Source organism: Hydrogenophaga sp. PAMC20947 (assembly GCF_004795855.1).
Classification (GTDB): domain Bacteria; phylum Pseudomonadota; class Gammaproteobacteria; order Burkholderiales; family Burkholderiaceae_C; genus Hydrogenophaga.
In genome coordinates, this window is sequence record NZ_CP039252.1 from 3,823,498 (window position 1) to 3,843,662 (window position 20,165).

The 20,165-nt window shown below is 58.8% G+C and carries 11 protein-coding genes; 7 read left to right on the top strand and 4 right to left on the bottom strand.

All coding sequences use genetic code 11. The features are described from left to right. Positions 1-578 precede the first annotated feature (578 nt). From avs3a to E5678_RS17570, 4 genes are all read left to right on the top strand, one after another. A complete protein-coding gene (gene avs3a, locus E5678_RS17555) occupies positions 579-6,836 on the top strand; it encodes an AVAST type 3 anti-phage nuclease/ATPase Avs3a (RefSeq protein ID WP_136179726.1) in 6,258 nt (2,085 codons plus the stop codon). Further along, entirely contained in the window at positions 6,814-7,506 is a 693-nt protein-coding gene (gene avs3b / locus E5678_RS17560; RefSeq protein ID WP_136179727.1) for an AVAST type 3 anti-phage proein Avs3b, read from the top strand. The genes avs3a and avs3b overlap by 23 nt, the downstream gene beginning before the upstream one ends. An 884-nt stretch (positions 7,507-8,390) precedes the next feature. Further along, on the top strand, positions 8,391-9,461 hold the full coding sequence (locus E5678_RS17565; RefSeq protein ID WP_136179728.1) for a hypothetical protein: 1,071 nt from the start codon (positions 8,391-8,393) through the stop codon (positions 9,459-9,461). Between the two features lie 73 nt (positions 9,462-9,534). Continuing rightward, the gene (locus tag E5678_RS17570) at positions 9,535-10,386 is read left to right on the top strand and encodes a PIN domain-containing protein (RefSeq protein WP_136179729.1); all 852 of its coding nucleotides are present in this window, start codon (positions 9,535-9,537) and stop codon (positions 10,384-10,386) included. Between the two features lie 404 nt (positions 10,387-10,790). On the opposite strand, the gene E5678_RS17575 is transcribed toward E5678_RS17570, so the two are convergent. The 4 genes from E5678_RS17575 to dnaA form a co-directional block, all read right to left on the bottom strand. Then, positions 10,791-11,441, bottom strand: a complete 651-nt coding sequence (locus E5678_RS17575) for a hypothetical protein (RefSeq protein WP_210731941.1) — start codon at positions 11,439-11,441, stop codon at positions 10,791-10,793. A 716-nt stretch (positions 11,442-12,157) separates the two neighbouring features. Next, positions 12,158-14,788, bottom strand: coding sequence for a DNA topoisomerase (ATP-hydrolyzing) subunit B (gyrB, locus tag E5678_RS17580; RefSeq protein ID WP_136179730.1), 2,631 nt, complete (start codon positions 14,786-14,788; stop codon positions 12,158-12,160). Positions 14,789-14,871: 83 nt separating this feature from the next. Continuing rightward, positions 14,872-15,978 (bottom strand): DNA polymerase III subunit beta, encoded by a 1,107-nt coding sequence (dnaN, locus tag E5678_RS17585; RefSeq protein WP_136179731.1) that lies wholly within the window; start codon positions 15,976-15,978, stop codon positions 14,872-14,874. A gap of 210 nt (positions 15,979-16,188) precedes the next feature. Next, positions 16,189-17,607 (bottom strand): chromosomal replication initiator protein DnaA, encoded by a 1,419-nt coding sequence (dnaA, locus tag E5678_RS17590; protein WP_136179732.1) that lies wholly within the window; start codon positions 17,605-17,607, stop codon positions 16,189-16,191. A 360-nt stretch (positions 17,608-17,967) separates the two neighbouring features. Here dnaA and E5678_RS17595 point away from each other — a divergent pair, with 360 nt between their 5' ends. The 3 genes from E5678_RS17595 to rpmH all read left to right on the top strand — a co-directional run bounded on the left by E5678_RS17595 (position 17,968) and on the right by rpmH (position 20,136). Continuing rightward, a complete protein-coding gene (locus tag E5678_RS17595) occupies positions 17,968-18,498 on the top strand; it encodes a hypothetical protein (protein WP_136179733.1) in 531 nt (176 codons plus the stop codon). 291 nt (positions 18,499-18,789) lie between these two features. After that, positions 18,790-19,866 carry a hypothetical protein gene (locus E5678_RS17600; RefSeq protein WP_168708599.1) on the top strand — a complete coding sequence of 359 codons (1,077 nt, stop codon included), beginning with the start codon at positions 18,790-18,792 and terminating at the stop codon, positions 19,864-19,866. Between the two features lie 135 nt (positions 19,867-20,001). Next, a complete protein-coding gene (gene rpmH, locus E5678_RS17605; protein ID WP_066096666.1) occupies positions 20,002-20,136 on the top strand; it encodes a 50S ribosomal protein L34 in 135 nt (44 codons plus the stop codon). The last annotated feature ends 29 nt before the right edge of the window (positions 20,137-20,165 follow it).

Below are 20,165 nucleotides of genomic sequence, written 5' to 3' on the forward strand. Positions count from 1 at the left end.
CAATTCTGTAAATGAAAAAATCCTTATGAATCAATGCGATACGCGTGTTTTGCTAGCAAAACCGTCGTTTCACCTGTGATGTGGCAACCCCACTTTCGAGAGTCATGTTTTGCTGAGGCGTAAGCAGGCGAACGGCACAAGTTGCAGTGGCTTGAGACGAAACTACAGTCTGGGAAAAGTCACTCTGATGTTTGCGACGCCACCTTTTTGCTTATCTGTAGCGATAGCCAGGTAGGCCTCTGTCACACCACTGAAGTTCATCTTCTCTATGGACTTGATGTAGGCCTGTTCAGGTAGACACCAGTGCGAAGGAAAGGCGTTCGAATGGCGTGCTTTGCAGACAGACTGTCTCACTTCATCTGTCGCTGGATTTACCCAGCATCGATTTGTAGAGGGCACTCGGTCATAAAGAGGCAGTGACTGATAAGCAGCGGGTGCAGTCCTTCACTTTTCCAAACTCGACGCCCGAAAGCGGCCCCACAACGTTCGACGTTAGGAGCCGGCAGCAGGCGGGTCCGCCGACGGCAACCTAGGCTGCTAAGCTACGCCAAAAGTCGGAGGCAGGGAGCGGCAAAGATATGACGAAACTAAATTCTGTAGGGCCCTCCAGGAGCGGCGACCAGTTCCACTATCAATGGGCTGCCCGGCAATGCCTCGGGCTGCTTACCGCGAGAGACGAACTGGTGGCAGTGGCGATTGAAGGAGCGTCACTGGACGAGGGAGACGCGTCCACGAGCATCGGCGACCAGGTCATTGACGTCGGTCTCTACTACGGGAGCGAGGATGTCATAGCAGCGAAATCCATCCGATATGTGCAGCTCAAGCACTCATCCAAGCACGCGCACGACCCTTGGACGGCAAGCGGTCTCAAGGGAACCATCGAAGGCTTCGCTGGGCGTTTCAAGGAGTTGGAGGCGTCGCTTGGTCTGGACGTATTGGCGAAGAAAGTTCGGTTCATTTTTCTGACAAACAGGCCCATGGACGGGACTGTTCTTGAAGCGTTGGCCGATATCGCCGCGGGGTCGATAGCGCCGCGGCATCATAAGATTGACGAGTTGCTGAAACGGTACGCGGCATCAGTTGGCAGTAGCGTACAGAACTTCTTTGCCGTCTTCTCGGTTGATGCAGGCGAACCGGATCTGTGGGAACAACGCAATCTCCTCCGTCAGGATCTCAACGCCTACCTGTCCGAACCGGATACCGAGGCGGCGCTTCAGTTGAACGAGTTGGTTACCCGCCGGGCAACCGACGAGGGAGAGAAGGACCGTTCCGTCCGGCTCTACAACGTCCTTCTCGCCCTTCGGGTGACTGAAGTCGATCTCTTGCCGGCACCTTCACTGATCTCGGAACCGGCGCGGGTGCTTCCTCGAGTGCAGCAGGCAGAGATTCTCGCGACCCTGCTCACCGCACAACGCCCTGTTGTCATCCACGCGGATGGTGGTGTGGGCAAGTCGACCCTCTCTGCTCACCTGGCCCGTGCGATGCCTGCTGGGTCGGTGGCGGTGCTGTACGACTGTTTCGGTGACGGGACCTATCGCCAAGCCTTGAAGTATCGCCACCGGTACCGCGATGCCCTCATCCAGATCGCGAACGAGCTCGCAGGACAACAGCTTTGCCTGCCATTGATTCCGTCCAGCGGCACCGATCCCAAACAGTTCATGCGGGCCTTCGTATCTCGGCTCAAGCAAGCTATTGATCTTCTTAGAGCCCGCACGCCTCAGGCGAGTCTTTGCATCATCATTGACGCTGCCGACAACGGGTACATGGCAGCACAAGAGATCGGTGAGCGCGCCTTTGTCCATGACTTGATCAACACCGATATGCCCGACGGGGTGCGGTTGGCGTTCACATGCCGATCACACCGGCGAGGACATCTGGGAGCGCCGCTCGACAGCATAGTGATCAAGCTGGAATCGTTCTCCAAGGCCGAGACCACCATTCACCTACGGCTGAGCTATCCCGAGGCGACAGACGCGGAGGCTGCGGAGTTCGCATTTCTCAGCAGCGATAACCCCCGAGTTCAAGCGCTTGCGATGGAGGGCACCCCGCCCATCGGTGACATGCTCAGGGCCCTGGGGCCAACCCCCACAACGGTTCAGCGCGCGATCGGAGGTCTGCTAACCAAAGCCATCGACAGGCTGAAAGCCGAGTGGGGCCCGACCGAGGCCAATCAAATTGACCTCATCTGCAAGGGCCTCGCGGTGCTCCGGCCCCTGGTACCCATTTCCATCTTGGCCCAGATCGCAGGAGTTCCCGAGAGCGCAGTCCGGACGTTCGCTACGGAGTTCGGACGGCCGTTGTTCGTCAAGGAGTCGGGCCTGCACTTCATGGACGAACCGGCGGAGACGTGGTTCAACGAGACATTCAAGCCCGACGCAGCCTCGCTTGATGCGTTTCTTTCGAAGCTCAAGCCTCTCGCGGCGACCAGCTCTTACGTCGCGGCGGCGCTGCCGCAGTTGCTGCTGTCAGCCGGCCGGATGGACGAATTGATCGCGCTGGCCCTCTCGAATGAGAGCCTGCCCGACAATCCCCTCGAGCGCCGCGACGTCGAGCTGCAACGATTGATGTTCGCTCTCCGAGCGTGCCTGAAACAGGGGCGCGATGTCGCTGCCGCTAAGCTCGCCCTGAAAGTCGGCGGCGAGGTGGCTGGCGAGACTCGCCAGAATAAACTCATCCAAGAGAACACGGACATTGCCGGCGTTCTTCTTGCGTCAGATCGCATCGAAGAAATGGTCTCCAGGCGCACGTTCGGCGGCGGCTTCCATGGCTCGCACCATGCGTATGAGGCTGTGCTACTTGCCGGCAACGCTGACCTCATTCCCGAGGCCACGAGCAGGATGAGGATGGCCGTGGATTCGTTGAACGCCTGGAGCAGGCTGCCACCGAGGCGTCGCAATGAAAACAAGATCGAGGACGCGGACGTCGCCGAGCTTGCAATCGGTGTGCTGAGATTGCGCGGGCCTGCGGAGGCCGCGCGCTTCCTGAAAGGATGGACTCCTAAATTCGTCGTGTTCAGAACGACGAAGTTGGTGGCTGCGCGACTGGCTGACGTTGGTGAAGTCAAGCAGCTTGACGAGCTTGCGGAGCATGCCGAAGGGGATGTCTGGATGTTGCTGGGCCTGGCTACTGAAGCCGCCCGAATCGCACATCTGCTGCCGACCGAGCCGCTACGTCATCTGATGGGCATCTTGGTCAACCCAAAGGTCAAGTTGCCCGAAGAGGATCTCTCGTGGAAGTCTGGGAGCAGCGTCCTGGATGGGGTCCGGTCTGCAATCACACTGGCGCTCCGCGGCCTCCCGCGTGAAGATGCAACATGGTCTGAGACGTTGCGCCGGTACCTACCGTTAGACCCCCCTCGTCAGTTCCATGATTTCGACGACGAGCGCGCGAAATTCGTGCGGGCCTACGCTTTGGAAGCCGCGCTTCGCGGAAAACGGATCGAGTTGATTGATCTGGCGCCCAAAGACGTTCGCCCCCAGTTTGAATCGAAGAAATCTTCCATCAAGGACCGAGAGGCGTCCCTGCTGGAACATGTGACAGGGGGCGTCCTCCCCTGGTTCATCTTGGCCGCTGAGATCGCCTGTGGCCGCAAGCCTCAAAACCTTGATCATGAAATCGAGCTTGCACAGGGACAGACGCAATCTGCTTCGTCGCGCGACTATCAGAGGAGCTTCAATTTAGAGAAGGTGGCTGCCGTCGAGTGGGTGCAGATCCTGCGCGATGCGGGTTCCATTCAGCCAGCTCAGATCGACACACTGTTGAAGTGGGTCGACAAAAGCGATCACATCTACTCGAATACCCTCGTGAAAATGTGCCGTGTGACTGCGCGGACAGCAGGCCTTGGCGACCTTTCACTTCTACTTGGCAGCCGAGCGTTCGATCAGCTCGCCGCGTCGCGCAGCGATGCTGAGACGCGGGTTGACGAACTTCAGGAACTGGCGCGCGCTATCTTTTGCGCTAGTAAATCGGAAGCCGCCGCATATTTCGACAAGGCGATCGATATCGCCAGCAAGATCGGAGAGGAGCACCTCTCTCGATGGACAACGTTCCTAGATCTCGCGGACGCAGCACATTGCCCGGGTGAAGCGAGACCTCGGACCGCTTATCGGCTGGCACGAATCGCCGAGCTCAGTTACGAGCACATGGCCCGGGACAAATACATGGATTGGGACCGGTTGGTCAAGGGACTGGTCGGCATTTGCCCATCATCCAGTCTCGCAATTCTGAGTCGCTGGCGGGATCGAGAATTCGGCTTTTCTGGCAATCTATTTCCCGTCGCGATCTACACCCTGATTGACCACGGACTACTTCCAAAGAAATCCGCAGTCGCCTTGAGTGGCATCGTCGGTGAATGGGAGCGGGTCAGCGATGTCAAAGCGGCGATTGAAGCAGAATCCGACATCAATCGAAAAAGAATGATCCTGCGGATCGCCTACCGATTTCTGCGCATCCAGTCGCAAGAAGCACCTACGTGGCGAGAACTTAAATCGCTGGCCGACTCATTGGCGATGTCGCTTCCAGATTTGGAGAGGCTGCTTCAGGCATCTCAAGCCAAAGGAGCAAGTGGGTCGGCGACCGCGGTCCCCGCGTCGTGCTCTGAGCCTTACAAAGAGATGAAGGAGCCCGACTGGGATGCCATCTTCAGTGGGGTCAATCTCTGTGAGGCGGCTGCGGTTCTCATGGCGCGGCAATCACTCAAAACGGTTGACGGTCGTTCGTACGCTAGCGAGTTCTATGCGCAAGGCTGTCGGCGCGCACGACTGTCTGAGATCGACGGTTACCTCCGCGTGATTCAGTCGGATGACAGGTTCAATGTGTTCAGCTTCATGGATGTCATGAGGCACCTCCCTCCGTCGAGCAAGAGGCTCCAATCAGTCCGCAACGAACTCAGGAAAGCAGCCCTTTCGCTTGCCGCGAACGAACCTAACCGCGTGGGGCGCCGAGGCTGGGGCGGTTCGGCCCCCTTTGATGGACTCTATGCAGAGGGCATCGTCTTAGAGAAGGACGTGGCGTCTGCCCGGATCAAGGGATATCTTTCACATTTAGACATACTTACTGCGGAAGACTTTTTCCACCTGGTGGACCCGCTCGCACGAATCTTTACCAGCGACGAGGCGGACGAAGTGTTGAACTTCGGTTTCGACTTGTTAGATGAAGTTCTTGATGGCGAAGACGGCGATGGCCCATGGAACGACTCGCTCGCTCCCTCATCGTCTTGTGAAGCAGCCTTGGCCGGCTACTTGTGGGCAGGTCTCGCCCGCCCCGCCACTGCGGAGCGCTGGGAACACGCTCACTGCGTCCGCAACTGTCTTGAGCTCGACTGGCAAGTCCTACTGACTGCGCTGGCTAGCCGCGCATCGGCTGCCAACCCGGAACCGTTCAACGACCGTGGTCTGGTTTTCTATGAGTGGCACGCCCGACAATGGCTCTGCCTTGCCTTGGCACGGGGCGCTATGGACGCACCGCGCGCCGTTGCTCCATTTCTAGCGTTTCTTGACTCCGCCGTAAGGGAGCCGCACGTCGTCATCCGGCACTTCGCATCGGATGCGTTGAGGCGTTTGAACGAAGTTTGTCCGTTACCCTTGGATTTGCTTGCAATTGCGAATGGCGAAAAACTCCCTGCGAGGGCAACGGAAATCTACGCTCGCGGCGAGTACGAGACTGTGGATGATGACGTTAGGGCTGGCGAGGCTGTGGACGACGACGAGAGGTACTTCTTCGGCATCGATATCGGTCCATATTGGTTCGCTCCGTTGGGCCGCGTCTTTGGACTAAGCCAGCGATCCATCGAGCGGAAAGCGTTGGCAGTCTTGCGCGATCGCATGCCGCTTAGCCACTATCGTCGCGTCGGTGACCAGCGCTACAAACGCGGACTCTTTCGAGGACGAGGGACAGACCATTCACAGGGCAGCATGCCAAAGGTGGAGGACTCGCTTGTCTATTCTTCCTATCACGCCATGATGTTCGTCGCTGGCCAGCTGTTGGAGACTAAACCAGTGCGCCGTCGCGCTGATGAAAAAGAGGACCCCTTCGACGACTGGTTGAAAGGGCAGTTGCTTACTCGTGGTGATGATCGGTGGCTTGCGGATCGACGTGATCCTGAGATCCTGAAGGCCGATCCCCTGAGCCGCCCTCAAGCTGATGCCTCATGGTGCTGGCAGGTCGACAGACAGTACCTGGATGACCAACTAACAACAGACGACGGTATGACTGCCCTCTGGGGCCATTGGACGACCACCGATACGGTCAACGGTGAAACGGTATCGGTGAATTCGGTGCTTGTACCTTCGCGTCACGCGACGACCTTTCTGGTTGCTATGCAAACCAGCCCTAGCCCGGGAGAGGTTTACCTTCCAGACGCGGATCACATTGACCATGGAGAGGAGGTTGATAACCCAGAGTTGAGGCTGTTTGGCTGGGTAACCACGGGAAGCGATTCTCTGAGGCTTGACGAATATGACCCTTGGGCCGGCAAGATCAGCAGCCCGGGCCCACGCCCTTGCCAGGAAATTCTCGATGTCCTGACTCCAATGGATGATCCTGACGCGAGATCATGGACGCTACCAGCAGGGGGTAGGCTGAGGAGCGAGACATGGTCGCGCAGCACCGGCTACGGGGAGGAGCGCGACTTCATTTCCGGCACTCGGCTCAGCGCAGACGGCAAGTTCATTCGCGCATTGTTGGAGGGTCGCCCAGACACTTCCCTAATCGTCCGTGTCAAGGTCCGCCGCAAGCCGCCTAAAGACGAGGGCGGCGAGGGCGACTACACCTTCTACAACTTTCCCTACAACCGTTACTACCTGATCGGACACGATGGAATCACTCGATCGCTCTAATGCAGTCATCGAGCTCGGCAAGCGAATCGTTGCCGGCTTGAAGCTGGGCGACGATGTCACTGCGCAGTGGATGGCCCACTTGGTCGCCGAGAAGATTTCCGCTGCCGAGCAAGCATCCGAAATTGCACGAGATACCGCGATAGCTGACTGCGTTGATGTCATCCTGAAACTTTGGGCGCACAGGTACACGTTGCCTCCATATATGCGACCGCTGAGGGAGTTGGACCCCCTGCTACGCACCCTCAATTCCTTGGGCGTGAATGAGGCGGATGAACTCAGGTTCTTCACGCGCCGGCCAAACAGCGATGAGCTAGGAGGCGCGACGGAGGAGGAAAAGGAGCTCTTTGAATTCGCGATCGATATCGATCATGTGGCCAGGGAGCTGATTCGTTACATGCTCAGTGCTGCTGCCGAACGCTCAGCCGATTTGGTTCAGCCGTGGCTGGATGGTGCAATCAAAGGCAACTTAGACGCCACCGTTGAGTTGCGGATTGCGAGGTTCGCCTTAGAGGGGGGGCTGGTGAAGGAGCTGGAAGCTACCAAACAACAGGCCATGCGTGAGCGAATCGTTAGGCTGGAGAATTTTGCGAACGCCGCCCTGCTCCTGGCCGGCGAGATGAGAAAAATGCTACCTCAAGACGTAGAGGAATTGGAAGAGCCGCCTGACTGAAAACCGCGTACAGCAACTTTTGCCAGCTCGACGCGGCACATTCCGTCCGGCTTGGGAGAGTCGCCACACTGTTCCAGCCTCACTTCCACCCCAATATTGGACGCACAAAGCGGTCCTTCAAGAATGGCTGCAATCAGCCTTGAAGCGACCTTCAATTTTTCTATTTCGGCTTTGCAGCGATGGCTGCCAGTGGGTGTTGTATGGCGTACTCACGCTGACGGCCATGAAGCGGCTGTTGGATGCAGCGACCGGTGCCGGCCTGAGTGGCGACTGTAGGGGGTACTGCGGTCTTTGGGCTTTCGCGACCCTACTGACGAAGCGCCACTGACCGGTTCCTCATCACCTGGACTGGTGCTCTCGACCCAAAGCGGACATCCAAAACAAAACTTCAAACCAGCCACTCCATCCACTTCGGCCCTGCTCTAAGCCTTTTTGAAAGCGATGAGGTGGCCTCTACAGACGCTATAGTGCAAGAATCGCTACATCCCCAAAGCCGGCTCAAGATCCGGTGACTTCCAGAAAGGGAGCATTCCGGGTGTTGCACTTCCTTTACACCTGTGTAAGCAACAGGCCCGAGCGCCTAAGCCATTGATACAACAACGTTTTCAACGTGGAAGACGTGACTAGCATATCCCGCACCGTCCAGAATATCTCGCAAGTTTTGCGGGATACGTTTCGTTGAACGTCACAAACCCGCCTGCGCAACCCCTCTACCGAATGGCCACGAGTTGAGTACACCGAATACAGTATTCCCGCCAGAAGTTGTTCGTGCTGTAGAAGCGGCCAAGCGAGCGCTAGTCGACATTGAGCCCGCTGGCCCACCACAGTCTAAGAACGAAGGCTCGGGGTTGCTCCTGTCCGCGAGGACCAAAGCGAGTTCCGAGTTGCCTGCCTACTACCTCGTCTATTTCCTGCTTGTTGACGCGCTCAGCTTTCCGAGACTCGGCCAATGGGAGAAGTCTGCTTGGACCGTGCCGATCAGATACCGCGGAAGACTGTTTGGAGTCGAACACCGAAAGATGGGCCTAGGCATCTTCGCGCCGAACCTAGATTTCGGGGCCAGAAGCAGTGGAACGCCCACTGTCCAAGCAGAGCAGGACGCGATTGCCATCGCCAATCAGATTAGAGCTGCAACCGCTGCAGCCGAACCCTACTTCCAGTGGCGAGCTGAGCAGGCCGTCTCGACGTCAAAGTTGAACGTTGCGAACAAGAGTGACGCACTTTTTGATCGCTACATCTACTTTCGAGACTCTTTCCATCGACTCACGGAAGAGGCGACGCGAAGACAGGGCGAAAGAGTCGTTGAAGAAAGCAGCCCAAGTGCCAACGTGAAGTTCACCAGCGTATTCGTTCCATCGCAGGCCCTACGCCGCGAAGCCAACTGGAACGCTCAGGCGGCAATAGAAGCCTTCTTTAGTTGGACCGAGCACGCTTTCATCCACTTGGCAATTCTGCAGGGCCGGCTGAAGACTGGCACCGATGTTGCCCAACTCGCCGAAGCAGACTGGAAGACAAAGTTCAAGGTAGCCCTGGCTGTTGCAGATGCCAGAACGAAGGTGCACTACGACGCACTTCTGGATCTTCGGGCCCAGGTTCGCAACTTTGTTGCCCATGGTGCCTTCGGAAAGCGCGGCGAGGCATTTAGCTTTCATACAGGGGCGGGGGCTGTGCCCGTTCTCCTTAGCAGCGAGCAGCGCCACAGGTTCAAACTTAATGGCCGCCCGGCATTCGAAGAGAGAACTGCCATCGACCAGCTCGAGCTTTTCCTGCAGTTCTTGTGGTCAGGCCCTTGCGCACCCGCGCAAAACTATCTGAGCAGTGGTCTTCCAAGCGTCTTGACCTATGCAATGGACGGAACGTACACAAGTGCGATGCAGTCTGTTGCCGATATGGACGAATTCGTCCAGGGGTTCATCCGCCAGGTTGATCGTGCAGCGGATATGGAGTGGTGGTGAACAGTGACGCCTAACCACTCGCTAAACCGGACTGCCGCAAACCGCCGGTTAACCTGAACTTTGGGCATCTAAAATGGCGCCGCCTATCCACTATCTCCTCGACACCAACGCAGTGCTTCACTCGCCCGAAGTACTTGCGTCGGCGCGTCGCCTCAAGCTGCTCATTCCCAAGGCGGTCATTGGCGAGCTCACGTCTCGCGGTCGAGAACACATCCGGAATGTTGTTTCCTCACTGATCAACGACGCGCTCAATGCCGGTGCAGAGGTTGTCAACGCGCCAGCACGTCTCAAAGACGAGCCCATCGCGTCCGATCGAAACGCGCAACGTCTGAGCTCCGCAGACATGGACCTGGCGCGAACTGCGATCGGCCTTTCGGAACGAGACATTCCAGTATGTGTGGTTACGCTCGACAAGCCGATGAGCATGTTCCTGCAATCGCGCTCAATACGCGCGATCACCCCTTCGGACTTCCTGAACGAGCAACAAGAGAAGGCGACTGACCCTGCCCTGCTGTTGTCGGCACAATCGTTCAGCTCCATACAAGTGCGCTACATGGCGCTGAGCGCACTGGTTGGTGGCGTCGGCGCGCTAGGCGCAAATGCGGCGTATTCAAACGCCGCATATCTCCTCAGTACAGCGCCAGTCTGGGGAACGGTCGTGGCTTTGCCTCTGCTAGGTGTCTTGCTCTTCTGGTACAGGCAGCGCTTCCGGCTTTCATACGGAATATTCGAGTTTGCAGTCGGGGTCATGATGTCGCTTTACGTCTTCCTACCAACCTTCGACTACAAGTCACTGAACGTCCTCCACGGCCTGCAAGTATTGGCAGGTCTCTATGTGATGGTGAGGGGGCTGGACAACGCGGGCAACGGGTTGCAAGGCACCAAGATGGAGTCAATTTGGAAGCGAGTCTTCGGCGGAGGCTAGAGATGCCTACTTCGCTCGAGCTGCGCGCTACGGCAGCCAGCCTTGGCCGCGCTACGCTGTAGTTCATCATGCTCCGCGCGGCCAAGGCCGGCTGCCTCTGCGCGCGGCTCAGCTCAAACGTTGAGCGACTACTTTCCCGTTTGCCCACCGACCGCTCCTGGCCGACAGTGTGAGTACGAGGCCGCGCCAGGAAGCTGACCCTCGATTCTTAGGTTCCGCCATAGGCCAAAGACGGGTTCCAGCAGCCCTACGGGAAACCCGGTTTCGGCCAAGAGCGGTCGGCGAGCCAAGGGAAAAGCAGTCACTCAACGTTTGAATTCACCCACCTGTGTGCCTCATCACGCAGATCTGGTGAAATGATGGGTTGGCGGCCATATGAGGATAGAGGGTTGGGCGCAGAAAGCTTACGGCCGCATCAGACGCTGACCGTCACAAGGCGTTCGAAACTTGTTCTTCGGAGCAAACATTCTGAGAGCCGGAGATTTCCTCTCGGTAAATGAGAGATCAATTAGTCCTGCTTCGTAATCCACGCCCCGATCATTGCCGGAAAAGAAACTTGCTACCTCTTTCATGTTTTTGAGCACGGTTAGGCTGATACCGCTGCCCTGACCCAGAGACTCACTCACACAATAAGTGTATGGTCCGGCCGAAAAGAAAATAATAGCTTCTCCAGTATGTGGACTATCTCCGCGCTCGAACACATAAAACGGAGAGGACTTCGTTGCAACTCTCTCGAACTCGACCTTCCCGATTGGGCCGAAGCGATACGAAACTAAATTGAAAGGCTCTGTTTGACTATCAGAACAGATCGACAGGACTTTTCCAGTGCTACGAAGTATCCAACCCGGCTTTGTCATCCGCTCTTCCTCAGTGCTGTGCCGAGGATAGCGAAGCTCTGGCATTTTCGCATTTAGATAGGCGAATTCATCGGGCTTGCAATGCGAAGCGAGAATTGGCGTTTGTTGTGCTTGGCATACGCAGCATGCCAATAGTAGGATTGGAGCTGAGAGAAGTTTCGAATAAGATTTCATAGCCGGTTTAACGATATAGATCATGATCGCGTAATGGGCGCGAACTTTTTAGTAATCTAATTGGCACGCTTTTTTACATGACGGATTCAAATCTGAATTGCAACCTCTGCGACCAGGGTAGGTCAGCAAATGCAAAGAGCACTCTAGCCATAAGGTTGCGACAACACCAATCTGAAGATTTCGTGACACTGGCCAGTCTGGTTCAGCAAAAGAGTTGAGTTCACGACACGATGCAAGTGTTTGGTATTTACCCAAAGCATACCCACGTATCGCGAGCGACCGCTTTTCGCTTGTGGGCTGGATGGCTGCTCTGGGTCGAAAGTGCCCGGTCGCCTTGAGCCCATCCGGTCGTTCGCGGCCAGTCCGAGTTCAATGATGGCCAGGTACCCGCTCTTTAGCGTGAAGTGGTCATACGTGAGGCCGACCGTCGAATGACCGCTGACGGTCGCTGCTGGCGTCGAGGATGTCAACCCCGAGTGACTGCAGTCAGGCTGCCATTCAATCGCCGGGGACCATGGGCTGTAGTAGCCCGTAGGCGACGACAGATTTGGCTAGGAAGAAGGTTCTTTGGTCTGCTTCAGGTGGCGGACAACCAGGCTTGATCGCCCGTCACAGTGCTTTAGCGTGAACCCTCTGATCTATAAGAGACCAGAGCGGCGCAGCCGGATTCTTGCAATAACAGTGTCAGTAGTTTTTCACTAACTTGGCAAGGTTTTCACTTTCCCTGTCATCCGACAAAATCAGACGTCGATATTCCCCGCACGCAAGGCATTCTGCTCAATGAATTCCCGGCGCGGCTCAACTTCATCGCCCATCAGCATCGTGAACACACGATCGGCTTCGATGGCGTCGTCGATCTGTACGCGCAGCAAGCGGCGCACGGTGGGGTCCATGGTGGTTTCCCAGAGTTGGGCAGGGTTCATTTCGCCCAGACCCTTGTAGCGCTGGCGGCTGGTGGTGCGCTCGGCTTCCGAGATGAGCCACTGCATGGCCTGGCGGAAGTCGCCCACGCGCTCCTCTTTCTGTTTGTCGCCTTCGCCGCGCATGGCCTTGGCGCCTTCGCCCAGAAGGCCGCGGAAGGTTTCGGCGGCGGTGGACAGTGCGCCGTAGTCGGCACCGTGCACGAAGTCTTGCGTGATGATGCTGCTCTTCACGTTGCCATGGTGGCGGCGGCTGATGCGCAGTATCGGCTTGTCGGTGCGGGTATCAAATTCGCCGGCCACTTCAGCGGGCACGCCGGTGGTGCTGAGTTCGCGCAGCTTGGCTTGCATGGCAATGGCGCTGGCTTCGGCTTCTTCAACCGTGTCGAGCTTGATGCTCACGCCGTCGGCCATGGCGCGCAGGGCTTCAGCGTCCATGAACTTGGACAAACGCGAGATCACGCGCTCGGCCACCTGGTGCTTGCGCGCCAGTTCGCCCAGCGTGTCGCCTTCGAGCAAGGTGTCATTGGCGCCGCCAGTGGAAACTTTGGCGTCTTTCAGCGCGATGCGCAGCAAGAAGGTATCGAGCGCCGGGCCGTCTTTCAGGTACAGCTCTTCTTTGCCGGCCTTCACTTTGTAGAGCGGTGGCTGGGCAATGTAGATGTGGCCGCGCTCAACCAGCTCGGGCATCTGCCGGTAGAAGAAGGTGAGCAGCAGGGTGCGGATGTGGGCGCCGTCAACGTCGGCGTCGGTCATGATGATGATGCGGTGGTAGCGCAGCTTGGCGACGTTGAAATCGTCTTTGCCGTCGCTGTTGGCGCCCTCGCCGCCCGCCTTGCCAATGCCGGTACCCAGCGCAGTGATCAGCGTGAGAATTTCATTGGAGGTGAGCAGCTTTTCATAGCGTGCTTTTTCCACGTTCAGAATCTTGCCGCGCAAAGGCAGGATGGCCTGGAATTTGCGGTCTCGGCCTTGCTTGGCGGAGCCGCCGGCGGAGTCACCCTCGACAATGTAGATTTCGCACAGGGCGGGGTCTTTTTCCTGGCAGTCGGCCAGCTTGCCGGGCAGGCCCATGCCGTCGAGCACGCCTTTGCGGCGCGTCATTTCGCGGGCCTTGCGCGCGGCTTCGCGGGCGCGGGCAGCATCAACGATCTTGCCGCAGATGATTTTGGCGTCGTTCGGGCGCTCTTGCAGGTAATCGTTGAGCAGTTTGCCGACGATGTCTTCCACCGGTGCGCGGACTTCACTCGATACCAGTTTGTCTTTGGTCTGGCTGGAGAATTTGGGCTCAGGCACTTTGACGCTCATCACGCAGCAGAGGCCTTCGCGCATGTCGTCGCCGGTGACTTCGACTTTCGCTTTTTTGGCGAACTCGTGCTCTTCGATGTACTTGTTGATGACGCGCGTCATCGCGGCACGCAGGCCGGTCAAGTGCGTTCCACCGTCGCGCTGCGGAATGTTGTTGGTGAAACAGAGCACCTGCTCGTTGTAGCCGCTGTTCCACTGCATCGCCACTTCGACGCCGATGTGGGTGCCGGGGATGCCGCCGTAGGTTTCGGCCGGGCGCTCGCCCGAGGCGTAGAACGGGGTGGGGTGCAACACCGTCTTGCCCTTGTTGATGAACTCCACAAAGCCGCGCACGCCGCCAGCGCCCGAGAAGTCGTCTTCTTTGCCGGTGCGCTCGTCCTTCAAGCGGATGCGCACGCCGTTGTTCAAAAAGCTCAGCTCGCGCAGGCGTTTGGCCAGGATGTCGTAGTGGAAATCGCTGTTTTCTTTGAAGATCTCGGTGTCGGGCAGGAAGTGCACTTCGGTGCCGCGCTTGTCGGTAGGGCCAACGAGCTTCATCGGCGAGATTTCAACGCCGTTTTTCATCTCCAGGATGCGGTTTTGCACGAAGCCGCGCGCGAACTCGATCTGGTGCATCTGGCCTTCGCGGCGCACGATGAGGCGCAGCATGATCGACAGCGCGTTCACGCAAGACACGCCCACGCCGTGCAATCCGCCCGAGACCTTGTAGCTGTTCTGGTTGAACTTGCCGCCGGCGTGCAGTTCGGTCAGCGCGATTTCAGCGGCCGAGCGCTTGGGCTCGTGCTTGTCGTCCATCTTCACGCCAGTGGGGATGCCGCGGCCGTTGTCGGTCACGCTGATCGAGTTGTCGGAATGGATGGTGACGACGATATCGTCGCAATGGCCGGCCAGCGCTTCGTCGATGGAGTTGTCGACCACCTCGAATACCAGGTGGTGCAGGCCGGTGCCGTCTGACGTGTCGCCGATGTACATGCCCGGGCGCTTGCGCACCGCCTCCAGGCCTTCCAGGATCGTGATCGCGCCTTCGCCGTAACCTTCGCTCGCCCCGGCCTGGTTGCTGTCGATCGTGGGCTGGAAGTTGGCGCTTTGGGTGCTGGCTTCGCCGGTGTTGTCGGATTCGGCGGGCTTGTTTTCGTCGGACATAGGGGACTTCTCAGATTCGCTAGAAAGGCCAAACCCGCTGGGCAGCGGGTTGGGCTAGGGGATCGCAACAGGGTGGGCAGGCCTTAAATTCGCATCGGCATGACAACGTACTTGAAGGCGTTGTCATCTGGGTTGGTCACCAGCGCGGAGCTGTTGCCATCAGAGAGTTCGATGCGAACCATTTCCTGGCTCATGTTTTGCAGCGCGTCGATCAGGTAGGTCACATTGAACCCGATCTCGATCGCGTCGCCGCCGTAGTCCACATCAAGCTCGTCCACGGCCTCTTCCTGCTCGGCGTTGCTCGAGGCCACGCGCAGTGCACCGGGCTCGATGTTCAGGCGCACGCCCTTGAACTTCTCGCTGGTCATGATGGCGGTGCGCTGCAGCGAAGCCAGCAAGGGCTGGCGGCCGAGCGTGACGATGTTTTTGTGGTTCTTCGGGATGACGCGGTTGTAGTCGGGGAACTTGCCCTCGACCAGTTTGGTCACGAATTCCATGCCGTCAAAGCTGAACTTCGCCTGGTTGGCGGCGAATTGCATTTCGATCGCGCCTTCTTTGTCGGACAACAGGCGCTGCAATTCCAGCACCGTCTTGCGCGGCAAGATCACTTCCTGCTTCGGCACTTCCACGTCCAGCGTGGCGCTGGCAAAAGCCAGGCGGTGACCGTCGGTGGCCACCAGGCTGAGTTGCTGGCCTTCGGCCACAAACAAAATGCCGTTCAGGTAGTAGCGGATGTCGTGCACCGCCATGGAAAACGACACTTGGCTCAGCAGGCTCTTGAGCGTTTTCTGGGGCACGCTGAAGGCCGGGCCGAAGCTGGCCGATTCCTGGACCAGGGGGAAGTCTTCGGGCGGCATGCTCTGCAGCGTGAAGCGGCTTTTGCCGCCTTTCAGAATGAGTTTGCCGCCGGTGGACTCCAGGCTCACCGTCTGATCGGTGGGCATGGTGCGCAAGATGTCGATCAGTTTGCGCGCGCCCAAGGTGGTGGCGAAGTTGCCGTCGTCACCGTCGAGCTCGGCCGTGGTGCGGATCTGAATTTCCAGGTCGCTGGTGGTCAGCTGCACGGATGAGCCGGTCTTGCGCAGCATCACGTTGGCCAAAATCGGCAGCGTGTGGCGGCGTTCGACAATGCCGGCCACCGATTGCAGGGCGGCCAGTACTTTGTCCTGGGTGGATTTCAAAACGATCATGTCGACTTCTTTCGTCTCAGGTTGGCGTCAATGGCGCGTCAACTTTCAGCAGCGCTTCTGTTTATAAGGTGAAGGCCTTCGCAGGCCCAAACCTCCCTATTTTCACCTTTTTGTGAACGCCCTAGGCAAAACGCTTGCCAAGCTCTGTCACAGCGTTCACCTGAGTGGCCACCCACCCGGAAAACACAGCGTCAGGGCAAGGCAGCAGGCTCATCCCTTGAGGGTCTGCTCGAGCACATGCAGTTGCTGGTTGAGCTCGGTGTTTTGCTGGCGTTCGGCACCAATCTTGCGCACCGCGTGGAGCACGGTGGTGTGGTCGCGCCCGCCAAACAGCTCGCCGATCTCGGGCAAACTCTTTTGCGTGAGCTCCTTGGCGATGAACATGGCGATCTGGCGCGGCCGGGCGATGCTGGCCGGCCGCTTCTTGGAATACATGTCCGCGACCTTGATCTTGTAGTAGTCGGCCACGGTCTTCTGGATGTTTTCCACCGAAATCTGGCGGTTCTGGATCGACAGCAGGTCTTTGAGCGCGTCGCGCGCCAGCTGGATCGAGATTTCTTTCTGGTTGAATCGCGAATACGCCAGGATCTTGCGCAGCGCGCCTTCGAGCTCGCGCACGTTGGAGCGCACGTTTTTCGCCACGAAAAACGCCACCTCTTCCGGCATCACGGCGCTTTCTACTGCAGCCTTGTTGATCAGAATGGCCACCCGCATTTCCAGCTCGGGCGGTTCGATAGCCACCGTCAGGCCCGAATCAAAGCGCGAAACCAGGCGCTCGTGGATGTCGGCCAGGCCCTTGGGGTAGGTGTCGCTGGTCATCACGATGTGGCTCTTGCGCGCCAGCAAGGCCTCAAACGCATTAAAGAATTCTTCTTGCGTACGTTCCTTGTTGGCGAAGAACTGCACATCGTCGATCAGCAGCAGATCGAGCGAGTGATAACGCTCCTTGAACTCATCGAAGGTTTTGCGCTGATACGACTTGACCACATCCGAGACAAACTGCTCGGCGTGGATGTACAAAACTTTGGCCTGTGGACGGTCAGCCAGCAAATGGTTACCGATGGCGTGCACCAGGTGGGTCTTGCCCAAGCCCACACCGCCGTAAATAAACAGCGGGTTGTAGAGCTGCCCCAAGCTGCCGGCCACGTGCATGGCCGCGGCCCGCGCCATGCGGTTGGCCGAGCCTTCGACCAGCGTCGAAAACGCGAGTGCCGGATTGAGGCGGTTGCGCTGGCTGTTGATGGGCGATGGCTCGATCTGGCCCACGTCCGGCAATTCAGCCAACACCTGTTCTTGCACATTGCGTGGTGCAGGCGATGTGCGGCTAGGGCCTTCACGCGGAGCGAGCGCTAACTCCACCATCACCGGGCGCCCCTGAACGCTCTCCAGCAGCGCCGCGATGCGCACCGCATACTGGGCCCGGATCCAGTCCATCTTGAACCGGTTGGCCACCGCAATAACCACCTTGGAGCCGTCTGGCGCGGCGGTCGCCGAGAGGGGCCGGATCCAGGTGTTGAACTGTTGTTCGGGGATTTCCTGGGCCAGGCGGTCGAGGCAGGCCGCCCACAAATCGGTGGGCGCCGCGGTGGCGTCGGTGGCAGCAGTGGCGGGAATAAGGCCCTCGGTCATGCGGGAATGTGGCTCGGTGTGGCTTGTGGACAATTGACGAAGGGCGAAGGGGCCATTGTAGTTCGCTTGGGGACTTATCCACAAGCTGAACCGGGTTCGAACAAACCCTGATGGCGGTGGGCTGGCCTGGCGTGTTGCGGGGCCGTCACCCTGGAGTGAGGGGCGCGATCATATCGGTTTTTGCCCGGAACGCCTCGGGCTGCACGACTTAACAGGGATTGGATGTGAGTACGTTTGGCTTACGATATGCTGCGCTCACGCCCGCCCCGACCGGATTCGCCCCCGGTACGAGCGGGGCCGATGTGGGTGGATTGTGCAAACAACGAATGGGGAGCCCCAAGCTCCCAGGGAGTCCCGACGATGAAATCGCTGTTGATGTTCTCCAGGCCCGTGCGATGGTTGCTGGCCTTGTGCCTGGGCTTGACCCTGACGGCCTGCGCCAGTGTGGGTGGGCCCAAGTTGGTCAACCACGCGTTTAACTTCGACGGTTGGAACGACGGTTGGGCTAAATCGGTGGATCTTCTGGAGTTCGCCTACGGTGACCAATATCCCCCGGTACGCGCAAAATCTACCAACGGAAAGAGCGTGGGCAATTCTTGGGGCGTCAATGGGGCAATGCCCGTCGGCGAGTTTTTGAAGCTGAAATGGCGCCTCAAGGCGTCTGGGGAAGTGGTCGAGCGGCAGGTAGATCTGCGAGATCGGTTGCCGGATGACATGGCGAATCACGAATTGACTTTTGTGATCGATGGGCAGCAGCTCTTTGTGTACATCGTGACACCGCGCGCGCAGTCCGCAAGTGTCAAGCAACGCACGCACCGAACATGGCTGTCGAAGTACAACGTGGCCTATGAAATTTTCCCGACCAGGGAAGTTGCGCCCAAGGGGAATTAAATGGGTACGCCCCTTCTTCGCGACCTGACAATTGAGGAGCTAGCTCGATTGCCGGTGGCGCGTGCCGAAATGGGCTTCACAGGCACTCGTGGGCAGGCCACTCAATTTACTTTCTTCGCTGCGTTTGACGGGACCAACAACCATGAGGGCAATTTGAAGCTCTCAGGTGACCCCGAAGCAACCAATGTGAGTCAGCTGGGAGTACAAGGCAGGCTTGCAGCAGCGGAAAATCCTGACCTTCGGGCGCGCTACTACCCCGGCGTTGGTAGTGGTGGTGATCAAGGCGGGCTTGTGAATGCCGCTTTCTTGCCATCCTCGGCCATCAATGCTGCCGCCGAAGAGGCCTATGCGGACTTCCGCCGCGCTGCCCTCGAGCACCTCGACACGCCAGGCGCCACCCCCGCCGACATCGGTGCCGCCACCACCGGCTTCAGTCGCGGCTGTGCCACCGCCATCCGCTTTGCCCAGCTGGTCAACGAGCGCGGACTGGTCGGGCCCGATGGCGCGGTGATCGCGCCGCCCGGCAGCGTCCCCATCACCGGCATGGCGCTGATCGATCCGGTGGCGCGCTTTGTCGAGGGACCGATGCACATTCCACCCAATGTGCGTGGCCAGGTTTTGACCGTGATGGCCGAGCACGAAAACCGCACCGATTTCCGCCCGCTGTACTACGGCGACGATCCGCGGGTCACCACCGTGCGCCACCCGGGCAACCACGTGGGCGTGGGAGGCGGTTACGACCGCCATGGCACGGCCGCCAACGTGCTGGAAGGCGTGACCGGGTATTTCCAGCAGCGGGGCGTCGCGCTGGCCGATGTGCCGCCCGACCGGCGGCACGACCCCGCAAGACCCCAACACCTGTACACCGAAGCCTATTCCACCGCCCGCAATGGCGATGTGTTGGCCCGCGAAGACGGTGCGCCCGTCGAACGCTGGCGGCTTGACGACCCCCGCCAAGGCCGGATCGAAGTGCGTCCGCTGACACCGCCGGCCCATGCAATCTGGTTGCGGCAGCTGGAGCGCGATATAGGCCCGGGGCTGCGCGCGGCAGGCATCACGCCTGAGCAATGCCAGACCTTGGCGCAGGCCTGTGCCCATCGTTCGGGCCAGGAGGGTGTTGCTGCGCCGCCGCAGCGCCTGCTCCTGAGCAAAGACCATGGGCGCGTGGGCTGGCTCGACAGCCAGGGACGGTTGGCTGAGGTCCGCATCGATCAGGCGCTGGCTGCGCCAGGGTTGGCCCAAGGGTCCGTGCAGGATCCATCCCTGGCTCAGGGGCGCACGCCCGTGAACGGAGCCCACAGCCCGAATGCCCCCGCTGTTGACGTGGATCAGGCGCCGGTGATCGAGGCGCTGGTTCGCAGCCGTTGACCCGGTCGAGTGGCCTAAAACTGCTGATTTTCGAAGCCCTATCGCCAGTCTTGGCGGGATTCGGCGGGTATGACTTGCCTGGACGTGGGGTTTGAGGCGATAATTGCGGGTTTCCCCCGACTTTTACTGAGCATCATGAAACGCACTTACCAGCCCTCCAAGATCAAACGCGCCCGCACCCACGGTTTTCTCGTTCGCATGAAGACCCGTGGTGGCCGTGCTGTGATCAATGCACGCCGCGCCAAAGGCCGCAAGCGTCTGGCCGTCTGAGCCTGCCGTTGAGTTGCCGGTTGCGACCG